The following is a 17,435-nucleotide window of genomic DNA, read 5'->3' as shown; positions in this document are numbered from 1 at the left end:
CCGACACCCCAGACGATATCCTAAGGTGTCTTGAGGGCGAGGGTGCTCCCCTTTCTCAAACGAGCTCTTCTGGAGAGTGTGACAAAAGCGTGCTTGTCAGTTCTGGGTAGGTGTCATGGCGTTCCACCCGGTCAAGCAAAGCGTCCAGCTGGTTGGCCAGGGGGTATTGCCAGTCCTGGGGGTGAATGGCGATGCGCAAGGGCTTGCGGCGCCGGACCGCCCACCAGGCCGTAACATGGTTAACCATTCGCATAAGGGCTGCTCGCCACCAGCGGTCCACTTCAAAACCGGTTACTGGCAAGTGGTACCAGCGACCGGTGTGGGTATCGTAGAGACCGCGCAGTGTTTCCACATAGCGGAAGGGGGTGGCTTTGAGGCTGTCACGGGTGACTGGCCCCAGAGCCCAGGCGGGCGGTATGTAAACATTGGCAGCTGTCAGTCCCACCTCCTGGAACCAGGCGTGGCAATCGCGCATCAGCTGGGTAATGCCGGTATTGCTGAGTGACAGATGCTCAGCAGCCCGGTTGGAAAGCAGTTGGCTGTGCAGCCGGTGTGTAAGCGTACGAGGCGGGGAACATTCATGGTGCCAGCCGTGCGCGATGAGGGGGTAGCCGCATTGGGAGAGGCTGCGCAGCCAGCTCAGGTCCGCGTGAGTCCAGTTTCGTCCAGGAACAACGAGGAGGGCGACAGCCGGCGGTGGAATGGTATTCAGGCGCTGCAATAGGCGTTCAACCTCTGGCCGTGTCTCGGGCATAACGTCGTGCACGGAAACCAGGGCGGAGAGTCCTGTTGCTTCGCGGGGAGAGTGGCTTGCCATCACGAGCGCCCATCCAGTCGCCTGAGCAAGGCCACGGTTCCTGAAGGGCGGCGGTCCGTTTTCGGTTGCCGCTTGGTCGCGGTTTGCCGCAGGACATTAAGCCATTGGTCTACGGCGCTGGTGTTGACCTGCACAGCGGCTTCCCGGGCCTTTAGCGCGAGTGCGTGCCGTTGACCAGCCGGTAGAGTTTCCATCCGCTGTAAAGCCTGACCAAGGGGTTCATCGTCTTGGGCTGAGAAAAGACTCTCGCGTAACTCAGGCCACTGGTTGATGCCGCAATGGGGCGACGTCAGAACCAGACGCTGCCTCGCCATGGCTTCGAGTGCCACGGTACCGAACGCTTCCACCGAGGAAGGAAGAATCAGGGCGTCTGTCCGGTCCAGCCAGTCGATAACGGCTGTCCGGGGCAACCAGCCCAGAAAGAGGAGGTTGTCGTGTGTGCGGGCTGCGTCCTCAACAAAGGCTCTCAGCGGCCCATCGCCTGCCAGAATGAACTCAAGATCCGGACGCTGGTGGGCCAGCTCGATGAAGGCCTCAATGTTCTTCTCGGCAGCGAGCCGGCCTACGTAGAGCACGGAGCGGACCTGCTCGGACGGACCGGATGGAGGCCGCTCCAGAAACGTTCGGGACACAGGGGTGCCAACCAGCTTAACGCCTCGGATGCCGGTGGCGCTTGCCTGCTCCTTCATGTGGTTACTGGGCGTGACCACTGCCTGCGCGCGGCGGAACATGATCCGGTTGAGCCAGTCCATCAGGCAGCCACCGAGGTAACCGGTGGTCCGGTTGAAGTAGATCCGGGCTAGTTGGCGGTAGTCGGTCTGGTACGTAACGCATACCGGAATACCCAGCTTGCCCGCCAGCCAGTAACCAGCGAGGGAGTAGATGCCCGGACCAGGGACCACGACAACGTGGGGCTGTACGTCGAGGAAAATGCGGGTGAGGACCCGCATCCGGGGCACGAACAGTTTCTGCGTGGGGTCACCGGGAACAGGCAGTGCCAGGCCCTGGTAGGGCTTGGGGTTCTCCATGCTGGGCGCAACCAGCTCGGCCCGTGCCACCTGTTGGTCCAGGTGGGCCACGAGGTCCTGGAAGTAGGTGCCTACCCCATTGCGCCCCTGGATGGCGTCAACCACGAAGAGGACTCTGAGCTCACTGTTTTTCATGGCAGCCAGTATCCGGGCTGGCTGTGAAAGCAGCGTGATAGTCCTCTGACATTTTGATGACGATTGCCGTCTTGGGGCGCTAGTCTGCCCCCACCGCTGCCTCCCTCAAAAAACCGAGTTCCTGCTCAATAGTGGCTTCGTCCAGTCCGAGTTGTGCCAGTGAATAGCGGTGCCTGCTCTGATAACCGCTCGCTGTCACCTGTTCACGGCTCAGCAACGCTCTGTATTCGGTGCTGATAGGCCATCCGAGGCGGGCGTAAAGGCGTTCGGTTTGCGCCTTGGGGGCCGACGTCAGGTTTTCCATGGCAACGAGGGCGTATTGGTCCCGCGTCAGTTGCGGGAGTGTGGCCAGAAGATGGCGCCCATAAAAGCCCAGCATGCTGATCAGCTGTCGGCCAAGAGTGGCTTTCGGGCTCTTGTGATCGAAAAGGCGGGCCCCATCCTGAAGCGAGCTGACCAGGGAGGGGGCGGCAGCCTGGGGGTCACGGAAACAGGCGATGAACTGGGCGTCCGGGAAGGTGCGGGCCAGGGCCCGGATCATGGGGGTGAACGAGGGGTTTTTGGACAGAAAGCGCCGGTCCGTGCCGTGGACGTAGAGGTGGCGCTGGATGAGGCCGTAATAGAAGGCCATGATCTGGCGCTGTTCGTCGCGATTCAGTTGCTCATCGAAATACGCCAGTCGCCAGACTCTCTCAAAGGGGAAGGGGAGAATGAGCAGAAAGCAGGCCCCGATCAAGGATAGCGCCAGGAAGTCTTCCTCGGCATCCTGTAGCCGGGTTGGGTGAACATCGCTAAACCAGCCAAAAGCGCTTTTTTCAGCCCCGGACAGTAGCCGGCCCCCTGGACGGCCCATGAGCCGGTCGACACGGCCCAGCATTCTCCAGATATAGCGTTGGGTGATGGAGGGGGCAACAATGAGCTCCCACAGTTTGGTTGTGCTAAAATGCGCGCTGTCTTGGGCGAGAAGACGGTGCAGAAAGGTTGTGCCGCTTCTGGGCATGCCAAGTACGAAAACCGGCTGCTTGACGGAGACGTTCCTGAAACCGGGGAACAGCACCCGGTCAAGCGCCAGACCTGTGGCGTTGATGGTCTGGATTATCGTATAGGCGGGAATAAACGCAAGCAGAACGGCCACGCGTTTCGGCGTTAGCCGTCCCTGACTTTTCGAGCCAGCGCGAATGCAATCGCCCAGTAGACGGAGGTGGTTTCTGAGTGCGAGCGCCAGCATGCGTCTCCTGTTGTTGTCCAAAACGGTGATGCTAGCCGGCTTAAATGACAATCGTTTGATGCTGCAGCCGCCTGGGAGGGCTCCGGACTTTTGCTACCTGTAACAGCACGTTGTCTGTAATGCGCGGTACCAACGATTCAATGCAGCGAGGGAACAGCGGCTTTACGCTGATTGAGCTTGTAATGGTGATTGCCATTCTGGGCATTCTAAGTGCCTTTGCGCTCTCGCGTTTCGCGGCTCTCGACGCCGAGGCGAACCGAGCTAAAATACAGTCAGCGAAAGGGGCTATTGAGTCTGTTACCTCGCTTGCCCACTCGGTATGCCAAATAAAGTCTGATTGCGACCCACAGGCTGAGTCCGGGGAGTCGATAACCATGGAAGGCCAAACCATCACCATGGCCTATGGGTATCCAAATTCCACCAATGCCGGCATCGTGCGAGCAGCGCGTCTGCGGAATGATTACCACGTTGTGGCCACCACCGGTCGACGTCGGATCTACCCCGATCAATCGTTCACCCAGCCTGGTGTTGCAACAGATTGTCGTGTCGATTACATACGCCCTGATAACGTCAGCGACCCACCTTCCATCGAGTTATACACTTCGGACTGTTGAGCTCGGTTTATGACCGAGTCCCAGTATCAGTTCCAGTTCCACGGCCCGTTTTGTCCGATTGGTATCGCAACCTTCTGAAAGCCGCGCTCGCTCAGGGAAACTTGATCCCTATAACGCAGGTCTGAGCCTGCAATTGAGAAAATTGTGCCTGGCGGTTGATGAACGAGGAGTAATGAAACAGACCGTTTCGTATTGTTATGGAGGGCGTTACAAGGTTGAGTGGGAATAACAGGCTCCTTTATTGTCCTTCTTGTCGTTGCAACGACACGGATCAACAAGCAAAACGAAGCTAATTAAGGACAAGCCTTATGACACCGATGATTACCCAGAAGCGTCTCACTGCGGGGTGCGCCCTGAGCCTATTGTTTGCGTCCCAGGGCGTCATGGCCCACGGCTATGTTGAGGAGCCGGGCTCGCGCTCGTATCTATGCAGTGAGAAGCAAAACGGCTCTTGCGGCGCCATCGTCTGGGAGCCACAAAGCGTTGAAGGTCCAGCCCGGTTTCCGCAAGGCGGTCCGGCCGATGGCAAGCTTGCCAGCGCCGAAAACAGCCGCTTTTCCGAGCTCGATGAACAAACCGCGAGCCGTTGGACCAAAAACAGCATCGAGGCGGGCCAGACCACCTTTAAATGGCGTTATACCGCCAACCACGTCACGCGGGACTGGCGCTATTTCATCACCAAGCCAGGTTGGAACCCGAACGCCAAGCTGAGCCGTGATTCCTTTGATCTCGATCCCTTCTGCACCGTCTCCGGCAATTACGAGCAGCCGCCCACGACGACCAGTCACACCTGTAATGTCCCGGAGCGCAACGGCTATCACGTGATCATGGCGGTTTGGGATATTGGTGATACCGCCAACAGCTTCTATCAGGTGATCGACGTCAAATTTGATGGCGATAACGATAACGGTGGTGACACCTCACAGTGGGTCGACGTTGGCGACATCAACCCCGTTATGGATCTGGATCAAGGGGACGAGGTTAGCGCCCGGATCTTCACTCTGGAAGGCGAGGAGCCGAGCCTGGAAACCTCGATGACCATTGGTTCCAAAGCGGACGGGCGTAAGAAGGTGTGGCCGCGTTTGCTGGCCGAGTCCATTAACAGCGAGCATACCAAGCTGAAGGCCGGAACCAAGAATGACGCCGGTACTATCGAGCCCGGCCTGGGGCGGAACGATGTGTTCGCGAAGCGTTCGAGCCAGATCCACCGCGCTGAGATCGATATCGAACAGCAGGATGACAACGGAGAGCAACCGGAAATCCACGTTAGCGGCGTGGAAGACAGCTACGCCATTGACGGTGGTAACGTGTCGGTGACGTTCCAGGTTGAAACCAATACGGCGTTCGATGTGGAAGCGTCCATCTACAACAGTGCCAATACCCTGGTTGGTGTTGCGAACACTGGCGTTAATGACGCCACTCATGCTTTCGGCGTCAATGTGGATCCGGCCGAAGCCGGTGCGCATTCCTTGGTGGTGAAAGCTGAACCCGAGCAGGGCGAGCTGATCCAGAAGACCTTCGAGTTCCGTTTGAGTGAGCCCGATAATCCGGGCGGCGGTTCCGGTTACGATTACGTCTATCCGGAGGGGATGGACAGCTATGAAGGCGGCACCAGGGTGAAGGGGCCGGATGGCGGCATCTATGAGTGCAAGCCGTTCCCCAACAGTGGCTGGTGTGGCGTTGATGCCAATGCGTACAAGCCCGGCGTTGGTCGTGCTTGGAGCGACGCCTGGGAGCGCGTCGACGGCTGAAGCCAGAGCCTGCCAATACGCCAGGCGGTTGCCCACCCGGGTCGCCGCCTGGGGTCAACAGGACCAGGCCGTTGGCGGTGTTATTCCATAGGGTCTTTTCCTGAGCCTGCAACGCACTGTAAGTGCACGGTCATAGTCGTTGGTTATCCACGATCATAGGCTGCAAGTAATCGCTTGGAGTCTTGGTCTGGCATTCTGAGCCATTTGGGATTCAGCCTCCATGCTGACGTCTCCTTTTGATTTGGGGGTCCCAGCCTCTGGCGCCTTTTCAAAAAAGATGGGGCTTGCCGTCTTCCTCCACGAAGGGATTATTGAACGACGAAGTCTCCTGCTGGAGGTCCGCCTCCGGGTGGCGTTCGGCCATGAGCTCCTTCATGCGCTGCTCATCCTTTTGTTTCACGTCCACCATCACCAGATGCTGGCCATTCTCAATGGCATCATGGAACCGCCGTATCCGGTAGTTTTCGGTGCCGATGCCGCCAAAGCCTGCAATAAAGGCGCCGGCTGCGGTCATGAAAAGAAAGAGGGCGATCCAGGCCACTGAGGGCATTGTGAAGGCCTGGGCCCATTGGGCCGTGGCAATAAAGGTGAGACCCAAAAGGGCGCCGGCAAGAGCGCCGCGCTCGGTGTAGCGGGCCAGATCGGTGCGGTCGAACAGGGTGGCGCTGTGCAGCCGCCGGGTGAACAGGCCCGCATCGTCCCGGCTCAGGATATGGAACCGCCAGTCCGTGATGCCTTCGTCGTGCAGATCCTCCGAAATGGCCTCGACGTTGTCCATTTGGTCGACAAGATAGAAAAGACGTTTCATACGGCACCTCCTGCTCTGAATCAGATGAACAGGCTCCGAGACCGCTGTGCTTCGGGGTCTGTTCCTTCAAGGTACGACCTGGTCAGAAAATGTTCAAGCTGAATCCGTTCAGGCTGTGCCAGAATGCGGTTATGAAGGTGACCGTACATTCCCCATGGCCGGTAGCCCCGGAGCGACGCCGAATCGCGGGCCATATGGTGATGCTGCTTGGCGGCTTGTTTGCCCTATGGTGGTTTATGCGTCTGGGCCGGGTGCTTGGCGATGTATGGGTCGTCGCAGTTTGGGCCGGGGTAGCGTTGGTGATGGCCCGCGGCCTGTTCCGGCGGGCGCGGATCCGGCGCCGTGCCTGGCGCCATGCCTATCTTGATCCGGAGAGTCCCTGGAACCAGTGGTTGCGGGGTGGCCCCTTGCTATTTTTCAGCCAGCTGGTGAAGGCTGGTGTCTTATCGGCGGTTCTGCTGGCGAGCGTTGTACGCGTTGGGGGCGAGCCCGTGTTCTGGCGACTCATGCTGGTGGCTGTATTGCTGTTCGTATGGGGCCGCATGAAAACGGAGCAGGTGGTCTGGTGGCATGTGGCGCCGGGCTACCGGCCGGAACTGGTGGCACGGCTGGGGCAATTGTGGACGGCGGCCGTACTGGTCCCGTGCCTGGTGGCCTGGGCACTGGTGCAGCCCCAACCGGATTTCCGTGATGCAAGTCTTGAGCAGGCGCTCTGGCATGCTGCCGATCAGGAGGTGGCCGTAAGTGCTGTTGTTGAACGAGCAGCCCAGTGGCTTGCGCTCTGGCATGGCCTTGAACAGTGGGCGGCGCACCAAGTCTCGGCGCTGGAGCTGTCACACTGGGTCCGGGGCGGGGTATGGTTGTCGGTACTGGTGCGCCAGAGCCTGTTCGTGATGTCGCTGCTTGTGGTGTTTAATGGTGTCCTGGCGGGGAGTCTCCATGATGGGCAGCGGTAAACGTATGAAAGAAGTCCTGAGTACGCTGTTAGCTTTTGCCCTGCTGGTCACTGGCTGGTACTGCTTTGGCACGTTTCAGCAGCGCCAGGCCCCGCCTGAGCCCCGGGTTCATCTGGAACTGGAGGGCTCTCACTATCGTGTGCCGGCTTCCCGGCTGCCTGAGCTCCATGCCCGTTCGGACATCTGGTTCCGCCAGGGTGCGGAGTTGGCACAGGCGGCGCTTGGTCGGCGTCTGGAGGAGGGGGTAGACGGGCTTTTCCGCCCCGTGGAGGCCCGGGTTCCGGCATTCCTGGACTGGTATTACAGCCTGCGTGGCGAATACACGCGTCTGGGAGGCTGGGCGCTGGCAACGTTGGGGCTTGAGACTCGCCGGCGCGTGGCGGCCAAGACGCAAGCGTTGTTGTTTGAAGCCACGAACTTCCGTCACCGCCTTGGCGCGCTTGAACGTAAGCTTGCGGTGGATGCTGGCCGGTGGGCGCGACGGACCCAGGGGGGATGGCGACGTATGATGAGGGTAGCGCTGCGGGACTACGAAGTGCCACCCCCTTTGCGCCATCGTGACGAGGAGAACGAGCGGGTGCTCGACCAGGCGGCGTTGTCGCAGGTCGCCGTGGCGGGGGAAAGGCGCAGGCTTGGGAATCGCCTTGCGTTGAGCAGTATGGGTGGTGTGGCGACAGGGACGTTGGTATGGCGTGCGGCGACCCGGGCGGCGGTGGCGTCCGGTGGCCGTGTTGCGGCTGCCCGGGGAGCGGGCCGTTTGGCCTCAAGGGCGGGATCGGCTGCTCTGGCGGGAGCAGGTGTGTGCAGTGTCTCTGGCCCGGTAGCAGTGGGGTGTGGTCTTGTGACCGGAACCGTTGCCTGGATCAGTATCGATTGGGCCATGATTGAGGCGGGTGAGTGGGCCAACCGGGGCAAGCTGGAGCGGCGCCTAAGGGCTGGGCTGGATGACGTGCAACAGGATCTGAAACGTCAGCTTTCGCGGGCCTTGGTTGACCGACTGGTGGCGTTGAATGCTCGCCAGCGTGCTCGTATCCACAATACGCTGACGCCGCTGGATACCATCAAAAGGGCCGCCACAGAAGGTGGCGGCCCAGCAGAGCAAGGGTGAACGGGCGCTGGCTCAGAACCCAAGCTGGGCGGTGAACTGCAGCCTGTGCATCTCGCCGTTGCTTATGATGTCTCCTTTGAGGCAGAGCGTTTGCACGGCTCGTTCCGGAACCACGGCTGCGGGTTCCGTTACAGGTGAGCCTGCGTCGCGTAAGGGATGGCCGCAATTAGACGTTGGTCGGAATCCGTTGATCCGGCGTTTTGTGGTGTTCGTAAGTCCGGGCATCAATCGTCTGCAATCAGGAAGCACCATGATCACTCTGCATCACCTCAATAACTCGAGATCCCAACGAATCCTCTGGATGCTGGAGGAGCTGGGTATGGATTACCGGATTGAGCATCACCAACGGGACCCCAAAACCAGTCTGGCTCCGGAGAGCCTTAAACGGGTTCATTCGCTGGGTAAGTCGCCGGTGATTGAAGATGATGGAAGGGTGATTGCGGAATCCGGGGCCATTGTTGATTACCTGGCCCGCAAGGATCCGCAGCGGCGTCTATTGGTGGAAGAAGGAAGCGCGGGCTTCCTGGACTGGACCTTCTGGATGCATTATGCGGAAGGCTCGCTCATGCCGCCACTGGTCATGCGGCTGGTGTTTGAAAAGGTGCGTACCGGGCCCATGCCGTTTTTCGCCCGGCCGGTGGCTAAACGCATTGCGGACAAAACCCACAGGATGTTCCTGGGCCCGTTGATTGCTTCGCACCTGGATTTCGTGGAGGATCATCTGGCGCGCCACGAGTGGTTTGTTGAGGAACGCCTGACCGCGGCAGACATCCAGATGAGCTTTCCGCTTGAGGCGATTGTGGCTTCCGGGTTGGCGGGTCGGCGCTACCCCAACATTGCCCGGCATGTGGCTCAGTACCAGCAACGCCCCGCCTATCGCCGGGCGCTGGAGGCGGGCGGCGAGTACGCTTACGCCTGTTGAACCGGGCTGCCGCCCTGTTTCAGGTCCTTGACCATGTACAGGGCCGCGATCACCCGGGCCTCGTTCATGTCTTCACGGGCGACGAGCTCGTCCAGACGGGACAGGTTCCAGGTGAACACCTCCAGTGGCTCCGGCTCATCGCCGGGGAGGCTGGACCCGGTAAGCCCTTCAGCCAAGATCACCCGGATGTGATGCCCCATGTAGCCTGGTGAAAGGGTCATGTCCTTGAGTCGGGCAAGGTGTTCCGCGCGATAGCCGGCTTCCTCCTGAAGCTCGCGGTTAGCGGTCTCACGCCAGTCCTCGGCATGTTCGCAGCCCCCTTTGGGCAGGGTGATGTGATATTCCTCCGTACCCGCGCCGTATTCGCGGATCAGCACCACGGTGTCGTCGTCCAGCAATGGCACGCACATCACGCCGGCGATGGGTGGGGTGCGCAGGCGTTCGAACTGGCATTCGGTGCCATTACTGAAACGCAGGTGTACTGCCTCAATCCCGAAAAGGCGGCTTCGAGCCACCAGCCGGGTATCCAGTATCTCGGGCTTGTTTTCCATGGTATCAAAGCCTGTTGTGTGCGATGGTGAGGACAATAGTCTGGCTGGAATGGCAGCAGGGCGCAAAACCTTGATCCACAATCGAGACATGCCCTGGTAGCACCTGCGTGGTGACCCGGTGACTTTGGGGGTTGCATGGCTTGCCCGGTGTGCGCTGGATTGGGAGTGGATTTTGCTGGAACGGATTGAGGCGGACGTCGCGAATTGGCGACAATACCCCGTGGTTGCGATTGCTTTCGGCCTCTCTCAACGTTTTGTGGAGCCCCTGACATGTATAGTGACGGCGCCAGCCACCACCAGCACGATCTTGAGCGCTGGCTGCGCCGTGCCCGGGTAGTGCCGATCCTGACTCTGGATGAGGAGACGGATGCGGAGCCGGTGGCGGATGCCCTTGTCAGTGGCGGCATCCGGTGCCTGGAAGTCACGTTGCGGACCGCCGCTGGCCTGCCGGCAATCCAGCGTTTGCGCCGCCGCTTCCCGGAGCTGGTTCTGGCCGCTGGCACGGTGCGCTCCATTGGGGACTACCACGGCGCTGTTGATGCCGGGGCCGACTTCGCCGTTTCCCCCGGCGCCTCGTCAACGCTCCTGCATTACGGTGTGACAGCCAGCATCCCGTTGTTGCCCGGTATTGCCACCCCCACGGAACTGTTGAATGGATTTGAGCTTGGCTACCGAGGGTTCAAGCTGTTTCCCGCGGTAGCTGGTGGTGGACTGCCCATGGTGCGCTCGCTTTTGGGCCCTTTTTCCGAGGCCTGGTTGGTGCCCACTGGCGGCATAAAGGGCGAGGAGGCGCCCGCCTGGCTCGCGGAGCCGAACGTGGCTGCCATCGGGGGCACCTGGCTGGTTCCGGAACAACGGATTGCGGCCCGGGACTGGCCCGGGCTTGAACAGCTTGCGATGGAGGCCATCAGGGCGCTGGATTGATCACCAGGTGCCCGTGTTCTCCATGGAGGCCCAGGGCTCCTGGGGGGCCAGTGCCTCGCCTTTCTGCAGCAGTTCAATGGAAATGCCGTCCGGCGAACGGACAAAGGCCATGCGGCCATCGCGTGGCGGGCGGTTGATGGTGACGCCGTTGTCCTGGAGGAACTGGCAAAGCTTGTAGATGTTCTCGACCCGGTAGGCCAGGTGCCCGAAGTTGCGTCCGCCGGTGTATTCCTCTGGGTCCCAGTTCCAGGTCAGCTCCAGCATGGGAGCCTGGTTGGCGTGCGCGGATTCCCGATCGCCGGGAGCGCACAGGAACACCAGGGTAAATCGGCCCCGTTCGCTGTCACGCCGGCTCACCTCCTCCAGGCCCAGCAGGTCGCAGTAGAAGTGCAGGGATTGGTCGAGGTGACTAACGCGGACCATGGTGTGCAGGTATTCCATGGGATGCCTCCTGTTGCAAGAGTGGTGGTGGGACTCAGTCGGAACCGTCCCCATTGGGGTTGGAATTGTGGATGTAATGCGCGGCGTCAACAATGCCGCCGCTTTTAAGGTATTCCTGCACGGTGGGAGAGCAGTTCAGGTAAAACAGAAGGAGTTCCCGTTGAATGTCCTGGTCCTGGACTCGGGAAGCGAAGTGGATCATGTCCCGGATGCTGTCGTCACTGTTCCAGGGGAACTGGCGTTGGTAGCGAAGCTGCAGCAGCTTACTCAGGCGTTCCAGATGATAGTCGCCGGTGTAGGTCGTATGGTCCCGCAACCGGAACCCTTGCTTCCCGGATTGCGGTCTGCTCCGTTGCCAGAGAGATTTGAGCAGCACGCTGTCTTGCCTCCCACTATTCGCCGGCTACCCCCAATGGTTAGCCGCCACTTGCCTTTGCTGTCTGATCATCCAAGTGTTCCCGAAACCGCTGCTCACAAACTCTAGCCCATTTTGCTCAGGGGTGTGAGGGGGAGCCGGCAACCGATCCTGCGGACTGTGCGCTGAATCAAGGATCATCCGTGGTGATGTTCCAGATCTGTGGCTTCCGCATCAGAGTGCGCATCAGAGTAACGCCATTGCCTGCCACCACTTGCTCGCGCTGGGCCGGCATAAAGCCAAGGCGCTGGAACAGGGGCAGTGAGGCGTCACTGGCCCTTGTCGCCAGGGTTGCAACGCCCTGCCGGCGAGCGATTGTTTCCAGCTGGGTCACCAGTGTGGTACCGATTCCCCGTTTCTGCCAGCCGTCATCCACATACAGCATGTTCACCAGGTCCGCCGGGTAGAGCTGGGCAAAGCCCACGGCACTGCCATCCACCAGGGCCATTATGGTTAGTCCCCGGCGCAGCTGGGCATCCGCGCTCGCCGGGTCCGTTGCCCATTGCGCCCAGGCATGGCGCTGGCTGGGCGAGTACAGGCGATCATCCACCGAGGCGATGCTGCGCCGGTACAGGGCCAGCAACGAAGAGGTATTCATTTCCGGTCGCAGGCGCCGGTAACGGATGGCGTTATGGGGCATGGTCGGACGATTCTGTGTTTTACGCTCGCAGTGGCAGATAGAGGCGGAAGGTGGCCCCGCGGCCCGGAGTGCTGGCCAGATCAACGGTGCCACTATGGCGTTCGGCCACCGTGTGCACGAACGCCAGTCCCAGGCCTGCTCCATGAGTCCCAGCCAGCTCCTGGTCCTGTTGCCGGCGGAAGCGCTGGAACACCAACGGCTGATCCTCCGGGGGGATGCCCGGTCCCTGGTCCGCCACGGCGACGATGCCATAACCACCAGCTTTTTCCACCGATACGGTGACTTCCGTGGCTTCGGGGCTGTATTGCAGAGCGTTGGTCAGCAGGTTGATCACCGCCCGCTCCAGCAGTTCCGCATTGCCCAACAGCCACAGGTCCTCTTCCCCATTCAGCCGGATGTGGATGTCGCGGCTCCTGGCCTGTTGCTGGACCGCGTCTACGGCATTTTCGGCAATTGTGAGCAGTTCGCATTCGTAGAAGCGTTTTGCCGTCAGGTCTTCGGCTCGTGCGAGTTGCACGAATTCCTCCGCCAGTTCGTAGCTGCGCCTGGCCAGCCGGGCAACCTGGGCCAGGGTCTCCGGGTCAGCATGACGCTTTTCGCGCTGGAGCTGGTCAAGCAGCGCCAGCTGTGACACAAGCGGCGAACGCATGTCATGGGAAATGAAATCCACGGCTTCCCGGTACTGGCGCTGGCGCTCCCGCAGGTCCGTGATGTCGGAGAAGTTGGCAATCAGTCCCGGTTGGCGCCACCGGTTCTGCTGGAATGGCATGAGGTGTAGGAGCAGTGTGCGCCCGTTGAGGGAGAGTTCCGCCGTTAGCGGGCCGTTCCCGGTGAGTACCGACAGAATCCGGCTGCGCCAGCCTCCGCTTGCTGCAGGTGTATCCGGCTCGGGCGCTGAACCGGCGAGCAATCGGGCCAGGGGCATTCCGATCAGGCTTGCTCGGGGGGTATCAAACCAGTTGGCGATCCGGCCGTTGACGAACTCGATCACGCCAACGGCGTCGGTCACGATGACCCCATCGGGCATGCTCTCGAAGCCGGCCCCAATAAAACGGCGCACGCCAGCCAGATTCAGGGCCGCGGAATGGACACGCTGGATGCGGCGTGAGAGTCGTTCCCGGCTGGTCTTGATGGTGGGTCTGGCCAAGCCGGCATGCAGGGGAAGCCGGTCCAGATAGGCGCGCCGGGCATCGTCCACCCCGCTGGCAGGCCACAGGAAACCCAGTTCATGCCAGGCGCCATTGCGCTGGAACTGGATGCGGCTGGTACAGGCCTCATGCTGCCACTTGCCGGGCTGCTGCAGGTATGCCGTGTTGACGGACGGGTGGCCTCGCACACACTGGCCCTCGGTGATCAGCCACCCCTCGCGGGCATCAAGCAGCTCCTGGAGGTGCTCCAGAAGGCGGGCGGGGGCCTTATCCGCCAGCTCGCTGGTGGGTACGCTGCGTTCATAAGGGCCGAGGGCGTCCAGTTGGCGGTTGAGGAAGTGGTTCATCAACGCCAGGCGTTCTGTGGTCCAGAGAGGGAAGGCGAGTGCGGCTACCAGTGCCGGTGTGGCAGGTGGTAGCCAGGTTTGGAGCCAGCGCATTGCCAGGGCGCTGAGCAGCATTGGGAACACAGTCAGGGTCGCGCCCAGAAACAGGGTGCGTGCCGGGCGCATGCGTGGGAAAGCCAGCGTGATCACCAGGATGAGCCCAATGCTGATCGTGGGGGCCAGCCACTGGGCTGCCGGGTGGATGAGCCGATCCCGTGCAATGGCTGCATAGGCATTGGCATGGAATTCCACTCCCGTCAGCGGATTACCTCCGCCGGAGATGGGGGAAGGCAGTACATCCCCGAAGCCGGCCGCCGTGTGGCCAACAAAAAGGGTTCGGCCAGTGAGCTTGTCATCCGGTATGCGCCCTTCGAGCACATCAATATAGGAAAAGCGGGGAATGGCACCTGGCTGCGTAAACGGGATATGCACACGATGACTGCGCACGTTCACATAGGGAGCGGCCTGTTCCGTGCCCTGTGGTGCCTTGGGCTGGATTCCGGCCTGGGTGGCCACGGCATCCGCCAGGCTGGGCCATTTGGCCTCGCCCAGGCCCTGGCGACGGAACAGGGTTCTGGCGATGCCGTCGTTGTCCAGCTCCGCATGCACGTGACCGAGTCCCGCTGCCGCCTGTGTTAGCCGGGCGGTGGGAAGAAATTCTCTCAAGGGTCTCTGGTTGTCCCCCGGGTAGATGTGCAGGGGGAGAATGACGTTGCCATGATGGCTCATGGCTTCGGCCAGTCGACGGTCGTCGTGGCCGTTGCTTGAGGGTTCGGTGAACAGGATGTCCAGGGCGATCGGGCCGGCCCCCGCGCTATCCAACCGCTCGATAAGGGTGGCATGACGGTGGCGTGGCCAGGGCCAGCGGCCGAGTGCTTCCAGGCTCTTCTCGTCGATGGCGATGATGGCCAGCTCATCCGGAGGCGTTACGGGCATCCGTTGGATGAAGGCATCGTGGAGCCACAAATCAAGTCGTTGGCTGGCGCTGGTGCTGAGCAACAGGAGCAGCACAACGAATAGCGGCAGAGCCAGGTGCCAGCGGGCAAGGCGTTGGGAGGGCAGCAGCTGGGCGGATTCCATACTAACGGAAGTCCCTTACGGTTCGGGGTTCATTCCACGGCGATCTCGCGAACCTCTCCCCAGTTACTGCGCATGGGGTCCGGAGCCAGGCCCTTGACCCGCACATAATAGCGTTCTCCCGGGGTCAGGCGCATCTGGATTTGGGTATCGCTGAGCTGGCGGTCCTGAACAACCCGCTCGAAGTGACTGTCCTCAGCGAGCTGGAGCCGGTAGCCCTCGGCCTGTTCCACGCTTTGCCAATAGAGGGTGACGCGGTCATCAATGGTGTTGGCGCTGATGACCCGCGTTGCGTCCAGCTCGCCAGCGCGCTGGAAGCAGCTGACGGCGCTGGTGGCCGTACTGTCACCACCGGCCCGGGTAACCACGCGCCAGCAGTAACGCCCGGGCGCCAGTGGCTCGCTCAGGCGGGCGCTTTCGCTTGTTTCCCAGCTGCTGGCGGCAACGGTTTCCTCAAATTTGGGGGAAGGGGCGACTTCCACACGGGCCTGCTCGGAGTCGCCCTGCAGCGTCCACTCGAAGCGGGCCTGGTCCTGTTCCACAGTCGCCTCGTGGGCTGGCTTTCGAAGCAGTGCTGGTCGTGCCTGCAGACCCACCTCAAATTCGAGCGTGTCGGTGCCGCCCTTGCGGCCATTGCTCAGGCTGGCAAGACGGAGCTGGTAATCGCCATTGTCCAGTCCGGACAGCGCTTGGCTGTTTCCGGTAACGGTCTCACTTTTGATCCAGTCGCCGTTGCGGCTGTAAAGATCAAGGCGGAAGCGTTCCACTTTTGCTGGTGCTTCCCAGGCAACGTTCATGGGCAACTGATGGACTGACTCCGTGGCCGAGGTGATCCGTGGCGCTGGCGGGAGTGGCTTGATGATGGGGGCCGAGCCGGAGCCGGGCGAAAGGCGTGCGGAGTAGCCTTCGCGGATCGGTTCGGCCTGCTGGGGCGTGCCGAACCAGACCTCTCCCTCACGCACTTCCAGCAGTGTTCCATCCTCCCCGCTTTCCAGGCCGAAGCGGGTGCCGCGGACGGCGGCTACGGCAGAGGGGGTATGGATCTCAAAGCGTGAGCCGTTGTCCTCCATGGCAGGGACTCGGGTTTCAATGCGGCCTTCTTTCAGGTTCATGCGGGTATCGGCCATGGCGCCGCGGCCGTACTGGGTAAGCCGGTTAAACCGCAGCCGTGAGTCCGGCTCAACGGACAGGAGGGCGCCATTGGCCAGTTCAATGCGTGCAAACCCATTGCCGGCAGTGCGTACGCCATCGCCAACGTTCAGCCTGTCGCCCTTGGCCAGCCGGCTTCTCGTCCCTTCCGGGTGGTTGGTTCGCCAGGCGGTACCACGCACGGCGATGGCCTCGGCTGGCCGGGGCCGCTTGTCCAGCCACTGCACCGGTACCTGAAGCGTTTCCCCGGGTTCCAGGGAGGCGTCCCTGGGCCGACCGTTGTAGTTCATCAGCTCGCTGGCGCTATGGCGTTGAGAGAGGATGCGCTTGGCAATGGACGCAGGGGTATCATCCGGGCTGATCGTGTAGGTCCAGTCGCCCTCGGACTCGGCAGGGGCCGGGGCCAGGCTGAGTTCTGCGCTTTCCGAGCCTCGTGCCACATCGGCATTAACCGGCATCATGGACCCAATCAGCGCTGCTATGAGCAATGCACTCAGGCGCTCTGTGCGATGTGCTGGTATGATGGATTCCGTCCGGTTTACCATGAATTCCGACCCGCCTTCAGGCGCTTTCAGCCTCCTGGTTGACCGCTTCCAGGCGATAACCGCGCTGGTAGATCGTCTTGATGCGGTAACCATTTTCAGGCTTGATGCCCAGCCGCCGTCGCAGGCGGCTCATGTGTGTGTCCACGGTCCGTGTGTTGATATCACTGGATACGCCCCAGACACGCTCCAGGAGCATTTCCCGCGTCAGCAGCCGGCCCTGGTTCTGGAACAGAAACAGGGTCAGGTCGAAATCCTTGTCCGTCAGCTCGATCAGCTCACCATGGCAGTGGATGGAGCGTTTGGTGGTGTCGATGACAAAGGGCCCAAAGACCAGCTCCTCTTTCTCCACTTCCGGATGCACACGGCGCAGCAGTGCCCGCACGCGGGCCATGAGCTCACCTGGGCGCAGCGGTTTGGCGAGGTAGTCGTCCGCACCGGCGTCCAGTGCCTGGATGATGTCCTGCTCACTGTCCCGTTGTGTGACAAACAGTACCGGAATGGGCCAGTCCAGATTGAGCCGGACCTGCCGGAGGACTTCAATCCCGTCGATGTCGGGAATCTGCCAGTCAAGAATCAGCAGGTCATAACTCTTGTGGTTGACGGCGCTGAGAAACGCTTGTCCGGTGGCGAAGCAGTCACACTGTTTCTCATCTTCCGCGAGCAGTTCCGCGATGCTTTCCGCCTGTTCTTGTTCATCCTCCAGCAATGCAATACGCATTGGGGCCTCCGGCTCTTTCAGTGATCCAGACGCTGCTGCAGCCCCGTTGCAAGGTCGGTTACTGAACAGCGTTC

17 protein-coding genes are annotated in these 17,435 nt (G+C 61.1%); 6 read left to right on the top strand and 11 right to left on the bottom strand.

The features are described 5' to 3' along the window. Window positions 1-55: 55 nt before the first annotated feature. The 3 genes from AC1RQI_RS07215 to AC1RQI_RS07205 all read right to left on the bottom strand — a co-directional run bounded on the left by AC1RQI_RS07215 (window position 56) and on the right by AC1RQI_RS07205 (window position 3,208). Window positions 56-817: a polysaccharide deacetylase family protein gene (locus AC1RQI_RS07215; protein WP_481904281.1), complete on the bottom strand. Its 762-nt coding sequence runs from the start codon at window positions 815-817 to the stop codon at window positions 56-58. After that, window positions 817-1,980, bottom strand: coding sequence for a glycosyltransferase (locus AC1RQI_RS07210; RefSeq protein ID WP_481904212.1), 1,164 nt, complete (start codon window positions 1,978-1,980; stop codon window positions 817-819). The genes AC1RQI_RS07215 and AC1RQI_RS07210 overlap by 1 nt, the downstream gene beginning before the upstream one ends. 79 nt (window positions 1,981-2,059) lie before the next feature. After that, window positions 2,060-3,208 carry a sulfotransferase family protein gene (locus AC1RQI_RS07205; RefSeq protein ID WP_481904211.1) on the bottom strand — a complete coding sequence of 383 codons (1,149 nt, stop codon included), beginning with the start codon at window positions 3,206-3,208 and terminating at the stop codon, window positions 2,060-2,062. Window positions 3,209-3,327: 119 nt separating this feature from the next. Between AC1RQI_RS07205 and AC1RQI_RS07200 the strand changes: the two genes are divergently transcribed. After that, window positions 3,328-3,822 (top strand): type II secretion system protein, encoded by a 495-nt coding sequence (locus AC1RQI_RS07200; protein ID WP_481904210.1) that lies wholly within the window; start codon window positions 3,328-3,330, stop codon window positions 3,820-3,822. A 308-nt stretch (window positions 3,823-4,130) separates the two neighbouring features. Then, the gene (gene gbpA / locus AC1RQI_RS07195; RefSeq protein WP_481904209.1) at window positions 4,131-5,573 is read left to right on the top strand and encodes an N-acetylglucosamine-binding protein GbpA; all 1,443 of its coding nucleotides are present in this window, start codon (window positions 4,131-4,133) and stop codon (window positions 5,571-5,573) included. 268 nt (window positions 5,574-5,841) lie between these two features. On the opposite strand, the gene AC1RQI_RS07190 is transcribed toward gbpA, so the two are convergent. Further along, on the bottom strand, window positions 5,842-6,381 hold the full coding sequence (locus AC1RQI_RS07190) for a hypothetical protein (RefSeq protein ID WP_481904208.1): 540 nt from the start codon (window positions 6,379-6,381) through the stop codon (window positions 5,842-5,844). A gap of 131 nt (window positions 6,382-6,512) precedes the next feature. On the opposite strand from AC1RQI_RS07190, the gene AC1RQI_RS07185 reads away from it, so the two are divergent. The 3 genes from AC1RQI_RS07185 to AC1RQI_RS07175 all read left to right on the top strand — a co-directional run bounded on the left by AC1RQI_RS07185 (window position 6,513) and on the right by AC1RQI_RS07175 (window position 9,367). After that, a complete protein-coding gene (locus AC1RQI_RS07185) occupies window positions 6,513-7,337 on the top strand; it encodes a hypothetical protein (protein WP_481904207.1) in 825 nt (274 codons plus the stop codon). Between the two features lie 4 nt (window positions 7,338-7,341). Beyond that, window positions 7,342-8,445 carry a hypothetical protein gene (locus tag AC1RQI_RS07180; protein WP_481904206.1) on the top strand — a complete coding sequence of 368 codons (1,104 nt, stop codon included), beginning with the start codon at window positions 7,342-7,344 and terminating at the stop codon, window positions 8,443-8,445. 250 nt (window positions 8,446-8,695) lie between these two features. Next, on the top strand, window positions 8,696-9,367 hold the full coding sequence (locus AC1RQI_RS07175) for a glutathione S-transferase (protein WP_481904205.1): 672 nt from the start codon (window positions 8,696-8,698) through the stop codon (window positions 9,365-9,367). On the opposite strand, the gene nudE is transcribed toward AC1RQI_RS07175, so the two are convergent. Next, window positions 9,355-9,918 (bottom strand): ADP compounds hydrolase NudE, encoded by a 564-nt coding sequence (gene nudE / locus AC1RQI_RS07170; protein WP_416634151.1) that lies wholly within the window; start codon window positions 9,916-9,918, stop codon window positions 9,355-9,357. The two genes, AC1RQI_RS07175 and nudE, sit on opposite strands and share 13 nt — an antisense overlap. A gap of 270 nt (window positions 9,919-10,188) precedes the next feature. Between nudE and eda the strand changes: the two genes are divergently transcribed. Further along, window positions 10,189-10,842: a bifunctional 4-hydroxy-2-oxoglutarate aldolase/2-dehydro-3-deoxy-phosphogluconate aldolase gene (gene eda, locus AC1RQI_RS07165; RefSeq protein ID WP_481904204.1), complete on the top strand. Its 654-nt coding sequence runs from the start codon at window positions 10,189-10,191 to the stop codon at window positions 10,840-10,842. Here eda and AC1RQI_RS07160 read toward each other — a convergent pair whose 3' ends face one another. From AC1RQI_RS07160 to AC1RQI_RS07135, 6 genes are all read right to left on the bottom strand, one after another. After that, window positions 10,843-11,283 carry a VOC family protein gene (locus AC1RQI_RS07160; RefSeq protein WP_481904203.1) on the bottom strand — a complete coding sequence of 147 codons (441 nt, stop codon included), beginning with the start codon at window positions 11,281-11,283 and terminating at the stop codon, window positions 10,843-10,845. Between the two features lie 34 nt (window positions 11,284-11,317). Beyond that, the gene (locus tag AC1RQI_RS07155) at window positions 11,318-11,659 is read right to left on the bottom strand and encodes a hypothetical protein (protein ID WP_481904202.1); all 342 of its coding nucleotides are present in this window, start codon (window positions 11,657-11,659) and stop codon (window positions 11,318-11,320) included. 169 nt (window positions 11,660-11,828) lie between these two features. Beyond that, window positions 11,829-12,338 (bottom strand): N-acetyltransferase family protein, encoded by a 510-nt coding sequence (locus AC1RQI_RS07150; RefSeq protein ID WP_481904201.1) that lies wholly within the window; start codon window positions 12,336-12,338, stop codon window positions 11,829-11,831. Window positions 12,339-12,357: 19 nt separating this feature from the next. Next, a complete protein-coding gene (locus AC1RQI_RS07145; protein WP_481904200.1) occupies window positions 12,358-14,952 on the bottom strand; it encodes a CHASE2 domain-containing protein in 2,595 nt (864 codons plus the stop codon). A 29-nt stretch (window positions 14,953-14,981) separates the two neighbouring features. Then, window positions 14,982-16,643: a FecR domain-containing protein gene (locus AC1RQI_RS07140; protein ID WP_481904199.1), complete on the bottom strand. Its 1,662-nt coding sequence runs from the start codon at window positions 16,641-16,643 to the stop codon at window positions 14,982-14,984. Window positions 16,644-16,659: 16 nt separating this feature from the next. Then, on the bottom strand, window positions 16,660-17,361 hold the full coding sequence (locus tag AC1RQI_RS07135; RefSeq protein WP_416634158.1) for a response regulator transcription factor: 702 nt from the start codon (window positions 17,359-17,361) through the stop codon (window positions 16,660-16,662). Window positions 17,362-17,435: the final 74 nt, after the last annotated feature.

The organism is Salicola sp. AFF1, assembly GCF_056783195.1.
Note: the sequence above shows the minus strand (reverse complement) of the source record. Positions and strands in the feature narration are given on the sequence as shown.